Below are 5,783 nucleotides of genomic sequence, written 5' to 3'. Positions count from 1 at the left end.
CGGCTCGGGCGCACGGGCGTGGCCCTCAGCTTCGTTGCGAGCGGCCTGGTCGCCGGACTCCCACTGCTCGGCGGCCCGTCGGCGTCCGCTGCTGATATAGCACGACCTTTCCTGCTGCCGGCGATCATGACCGTAATCGGTGGCGCCGTGCACATTCTGGTCAGCAGCCTCGCCGTCCAGGACACCAGGTTGAAACTCAAAGACGCGGAACTGCGCATGGCCTACCGGGAAAGCCTTGAGCGGCAACGCCTGCTGGACACAATGCTCGACATCATCGGTGTCGGGGTCCAAGCCGTGGATGCCACCGGCAAAGACGTTCTCATGAACCAGCAGCAGCGCCGAAACCGTTCATTCGCCTCCCCGACCGGTGACCCGTCCTCCGGGGAACATGAACTGAACATCCTGTCGAGCAATGGCACCACACCCGTTCCCACCGAACACCGTCCGGTCGCCCGGGCGACCCTTGGCCAGTCTTTCTCCGATTACGTCGTTCGAATGGGCACACTGGCAAACCAGCGCGTTCTGTCCTCGACGGCGAGACCGATGAAGGACAAAGACGGTAACTTCGCAGGATCAGTCCTCGCCTTCAGCGACGTCACCGATTACGTCAACGCCTTGGCCCTAAAAGACGACTTCGTCGCCAACATCTCTCACGAATTCCGCACACCCCTGATGTCCATCCTCGGCTATCTCGACATCGTTCTGGATGACCCGAAAGATGATCCCGAACAACACAACGCCTATCTGCGGATAGCCCAGAGCAACGCCGAGAAACTCCTAAACCTGGTCTCCGATCTGCTTTCCGTCTCATCGGATTCCATGGGCGTCCAGCCTCAGAAGATGGACCTCAAAGATGTAATAGGAATGTGCGTCGCCACCGCAAAGCCCCGGGCGCAAAACCGAGGAGTGGACATCATCAACGAGGTAAGCCAACCACTCTGGCTCACGGCTGACCCCGCGCGGATCACACAGGTCCTGGACAACCTTCTCTCCAACGCGACCAAGTACTCCGATCCAGGGGACACAGTAACCGTCCGGGCATGGGATACCGCCGACACGGCCTTCCTGTCGGTAACGGACACAGGTATCGGGATCAGCGAAGAGGACCTCCCCAAGATCTTCACCCGCTATTTCCGGTCCAACGATGTCCGTGAATCAGCGATACCGGGAGTCGGACTGGGACTCGGCATCGTCAAACGCATTGTCGAAAACCACGGCGGAACCATCGACGCGAGCAGCAAACCAAACCTCGGCAGCACCTTCACCGTGAAACTGCCAAAAGGCGCCCACCACAACACTTAGACGCTGCAAAAACACGCCCGACCGCACGGTACGCCATGAGGTCACCGCCAACTATCTTGGTGCGTTGTGCCTCCGGAACCCGCCGCGAAGCCAAGGTTCCTGCTGCTGGTACACCCTTGCGAAGCCACCGGTACGTCGGTTACCCTTCCACCGGAAAACTGATGGAAGCCCTTGCGGGGAGGATGAAAACGGTCACACTGGAACCATCGTGGAAGGAGCGGACGTGCCCAAAGTGGAGTTCGATATGGATTGCCGCGTACCGCCCGAGAAGGTCCGGGCGGCACTCCTGGACTTCAGCCCCGGACGGCGGGAAACCTGGCCGGGCATCTTCCCACCCATGTACGAGGTCTACGACGTGGGAGAAACTTACGCGGACATCAGGGAAGGAAGCAAAGCTCCGGGCGGCCCCATCTGGGCCAAAGAACACTACGACTGGTCAGCTCCCGACACCATCACCTGGACGGTGTCCGAGAGTAATTTCTGCGCACCCGGCAGCTACGTCACCGCCCTGATCAAACCCGGTACAGATGGCGGCTCCCGAATCCACATCACATGGAATCGGACCCCCACAAGTACGGCAGGGCACATTGCCACGTTATTGATCCTGGCCACGCGGGGCGCACCCGTAGCAAGCTCCCTGCGCAAGGGTCTGAAACGGCTGGAAACATCAACTAACTGACTGACCGAGGCTCACACCCCGGCCCGGGAACCGCCCTCCCGGTTCCCGAACCTCATGCCCATGGACCTGAACAACGAACAGCTGTAAAAGGGCCCGCCGCAACTGTCCGTAGCCATCGTGAAAGGGAAGGAAGAATCTGATCCATCTGCCTTGTTGCCGCACTGAATCCGGTACTTTGGCAGACTCGGCCTTCCGGCGCTGCTTACCGAGCATGAGAGCATGGGACGGCCGAAAAGGAAGACGTCTTCCCCTTTCACTGGCCCCCGCGTCTTCCGGAAAGTGGGATCAGCGGAAAGCGAACCCGAGATATGGCGAACTGATCCGGTAACCCTGCGTGATGTTCTCCTGGACAGTGTCGCCATTCAGGAACGGTTGGTCGAGTGCCCGCCGCTTGAACGGGCGTGGTTGCTGTCGCTGCTCGGCCATGACGAGGAGGCTATTGCATCAGGACATCGCCTGCTGGCGGAGGCACCGGACCGGTTCCGCGTTCTGCTGGTCCTTGCCCAGGCATATCAGCGGAACTATCAGTGGCATATGGCACAACTTCAGGAGGAGGCTCTCCGCCTTGCCCACTCGCTGTCGCGGGAGGCCTTGGCTCGGCACCACATCGGCAGGCGGCTGTTCAATGAAGCGCGCTACGGGGACGCTGCCCACGAATTTCAGTGGGCCGGGGACCTTTACAGGACCAACCAACGGCACAGACTCGCGGAGGCCTCCTACCAGGCAATGGAACGGGCACTGGAGTGGGACCACATGCGATGAATCCCGCACGCTCTTCCTCACGGGCGACTAATCGTCAGGAAGGAGCGTTCGTCACTTGATGTAATCTTGAGCTTTTTTGGAGGCCCTCTTGAGCTTGACTGTGTAAGGAGCGATCTGGGCGTTTAGGATCAGCGGGTTGTCATGCCTGAATTGAAAGGGACCCGGTCATGGATCTCATCCGTTATGTCACCGCCCTCGCGGTCTTCCTTGGGTCGTCACTGGCGCTGGCGTTCTGCCTGCACCTGCTCCTGATTCGGCGGAGCAAACGCAAAAACCCTGTGCCAATAGGCCGGTCGGAGTAATCAGCCGTGCCCTACATCGACATTAATCCTCATCGCGGGCGCCCGAAGTGGTGGGGCTACGTCCTGCTTGCCGTCCTGGCAACAGTGACGGTACTGGTCGTCACTTCGGCATTGGCCCGCGGCTAACAACCGAAGCGGTTCAGACCCTGCCGGCTTCTTCCGCCGGTTCACCCCAGCTGGGGGTGGACGGGCCCTCCTCCGGCAAAACTGAGGCTGAGCCCTCTCGGTGTTGTGAAGGCCGGGCCAGCCACGCTGGCACCTTTTCACCGGGTAGTGGCCGGCTCCACAGGTAGCCCTGCGCGAGGCGCACGCCGAGGCGGCGCAGCTCGGAAAACTGGGTGGGTGTTTCGACGCCTTCGGCGATGACGTCGAGTTTCAGGCTCTTGGTCATGCCCATGACGAGTTCAATCGCTGTTTCCCCGTGAGGATCGACCCCCTGTTCCTGGATGAAGGCCCTGTCGATTTTCAGGGTCCGGGCATAGAGCCATTTCAGGTAGCTCAGGGATGAATACCCGGTGCCGAAGTCATCGATGGAGATACCGACACCGATCTCGCGGAGCCGCTCCAGGGTTTCCTTGGGCAGGTCGGGTTCGTCCATCAGCACTGTATCGGTAATTTCCAGATGCACCGCGGCAGGGTCGACGCCCGCCACGTCGAGGGCTGACTCCAGGACGTCGATGAAATAGCCGGCGACAAGCTGGCGCCCGGAGACAAACGCTGCGAGGAACTAACTGCATCCGCGCCGTCCTGCTCTATTGCTCCACATTTGACCTGATCGCGGGAGCGATGGCGGAGGCGTGGCCGGGACGGGTGCCCACGGGTGCTGCTCCCTTTTAGGTGCAGTGCGGCGCAGGGCGATTGTCGGCGGGGCGGTGGGCGGCTGGGTTTCACGCGAAGACGAGGCAGGGAAGGAGGCCCCGCCGCAGCGCGGCGGGGCCTCGACTTATTTACCGCCATAGGGTTTCTGGGCTAGGGCGCAGTGTTCACGATGGTGAATTGCTCAACGCCGCACGCGGAGGTAGCGGATTGGTTGGAGGCGTCACCGGAGTAGCTGGATGCCCACCGCCACGTGCCGGCCGTGGTGGCGTGGAACGTGGTGTTAGTGGTGCTGTACGTCCCGTTGCCGCTGACGGTCTTCGTTTGCGTGAGCGCCGGGGTGCCCGCGCAGGTGGCGTCACTCGGTGCGTAGAGGTTGAAGATGATAGTTCCCGTTACTGTCCCGAGTCCACCCGAGAGGATGAAGTTGTCATTCGGAATCAGGTCTTGGGTGGTGGAAACGGACGGTTGCGCCTTTGTGAAAGTGTTCGTGTAAGTGCAGGTTACGTTCTGGGCATTGCCGAGCGCGATTGATACCTGTTGGCCTGTGATGGTCACTCCTGTTGTGGTGTCACAGATCAGGGAGACGAAGCTCCATGGGGCAGTCTGGGCGCCTTCTGTCACCGTGTAGGTTCCCGACACCAGATTCGGGAAGTTCTTCGAGCCGCCGTTAACGAGCGAGAACCCGGTCAGGTTCGAGGAGGTTGTGTAGTCGAAGGACTGGGTACCGGGAACGGGTTCGTTCGTCGTCACCTTGTTGATGGTGATGCTGCCGCAGTTGCTGATGTTGACGCCGATTGGCGCGATAAAGTCCTTCACTTCCGCGGTAAACGAGGATGAGGAACGGCTCTTGACGAACGCACTGCCGAACGCTTCGCAAACACCCGCAGGGAAGACGCCGGCCTTGGTCAGGTTGATTGAGGCTTCACCGAACAGGCCTGCCCCCAGTGTTCCGCCTGCAATCGGTTCCGAGACAGTTCCAGAGTTGACGGCGCCTTCCGCGTTGCCCGTGAGGTCGAGGTGCTTGCCCCAGCACGGCAGGGCGTTAGCGGAGAAGCATTGGCTCACGGTGTTACCAGCTGCGCTGGTGAGCCAGAAATTGAGTCCCAGCGTAGGCGTGCCGCTGCCGCCGAAATCGTAGTTAACCAGCAAGTCGCCGGCAGTTCGGTTCAGGGTCACAGGTCCGGTAGCGGTCGTCGTAAACCCCGAGGTGGTCTTTTGGTTGATCTCAAAGTCCAGGTTGGCGTTGCCGATGTTGACCAGCCGTTCCCAGCCTAGGTACAGGAAGATGTCGTTGTCCGGTCCTGCCTGTTCCGAGGCCTCGTAGAACCGGGTCAGGTCGTTCTTGTTGGGCGGGATGGCGCCGGTGACGACCGTAACGCTGGCGTTGTCTTCCTTGGTGCCTTGGCCGAACGAATTGTCAGTCTGTCCCGTCGGCTTGTCGATACCGGTGTTCCGGCCCGCGACGTTTGCCCAGTCCGTATTACCCGGGGTGTTGACGACGAGGTTGCCGTCATTGCCTTCAAAGGTGCTGCCCGTCAAATTTGCTTGTGCTCCGGTAGCCCCGGACATGACTAACGCCAGACAGGCCAAACCAGCGCCCCATCGGGCGCGCGTAATGTTTTTCATGGAAAACTCACTTCAGGGTGCATGTTTTCTGCAGCCTGGACTTGTTGTCCGGGCTGGGAGCCCCCAGCATCTCCTGATATTGATCGGCCGAACCTGCGCAGGCGGTGCGGCCGGACTACTCCAGTTATCGCAAGTTCGCGACGGGGAGTGCGTGGGGCAGCACAGGGCCAGAAGTATCTGCTGGGGGTGCTCCGGTGAAGAGCGTGTTTCATAGAGTGTGTAAGGGGCCGGTCTCTAACTAGGGTTGACCTGCGGTTTTACCCTTGAAAGGACGGGCCCTCTTGGCCGAAATC

The 5,783-nt window shown here is 60.6% G+C and carries 5 protein-coding genes and 1 pseudogene; 4 read left to right on the top strand and 2 right to left on the bottom strand.

Annotated features, from left to right (window positions below; translation table 11 throughout):
- The 4 genes from AB0313_RS21935 to AB0313_RS21920 all read left to right on the top strand — a co-directional run.
- Positions 1–1,302: HAMP domain-containing sensor histidine kinase (locus tag AB0313_RS21935; RefSeq protein ID WP_366308434.1), on the top strand; the 1,302-nt coding region annotated here is incomplete at its 5' end.
- Positions 1,303–1,525: 223 nt separating this feature from the next.
- On the top strand, positions 1,526–1,981 hold the full coding sequence (locus AB0313_RS21930; RefSeq protein ID WP_366308432.1) for a hypothetical protein: 456 nt from the start codon (positions 1,526–1,528) through the stop codon (positions 1,979–1,981).
- 534 nt (positions 1,982–2,515) lie between these two features.
- On the top strand, positions 2,516–2,743 hold the full coding sequence (locus AB0313_RS21925) for a hypothetical protein (protein ID WP_366308430.1): 228 nt from the start codon (positions 2,516–2,518) through the stop codon (positions 2,741–2,743).
- Between the two features lie 167 nt (positions 2,744–2,910).
- Positions 2,911–3,045 (top strand): hypothetical protein, encoded by a 135-nt coding sequence (locus AB0313_RS21920; protein ID WP_366308428.1) that lies wholly within the window; start codon positions 2,911–2,913, stop codon positions 3,043–3,045.
- A 139-nt stretch (positions 3,046–3,184) separates the two neighbouring features.
- Here AB0313_RS21920 and AB0313_RS21915 read toward each other — a convergent pair.
- Both AB0313_RS21915 and AB0313_RS21910 read right to left on the bottom strand, forming a co-directional pair.
- Positions 3,185–3,742: pseudogene (locus AB0313_RS21915) on the bottom strand (EAL domain-containing protein); the annotation flags it as partial.
- 272 nt (positions 3,743–4,014) lie between these two features.
- The gene (locus AB0313_RS21910) at positions 4,015–5,403 is read right to left on the bottom strand and encodes a hypothetical protein (protein ID WP_141941038.1); all 1,389 of its coding nucleotides are present in this window, start codon (positions 5,401–5,403) and stop codon (positions 4,015–4,017) included.
- Positions 5,404–5,783 lie beyond the last annotated feature (380 nt).

It is taken from the genome of Pseudarthrobacter sp. NPDC080039, from assembly GCF_040702335.1.
GTDB lineage: Bacteria > Actinomycetota > Actinomycetes > Actinomycetales > Micrococcaceae > Arthrobacter > Arthrobacter enclensis_A.
This window is presented reverse-complemented; position numbering and strand designations above follow the sequence as displayed.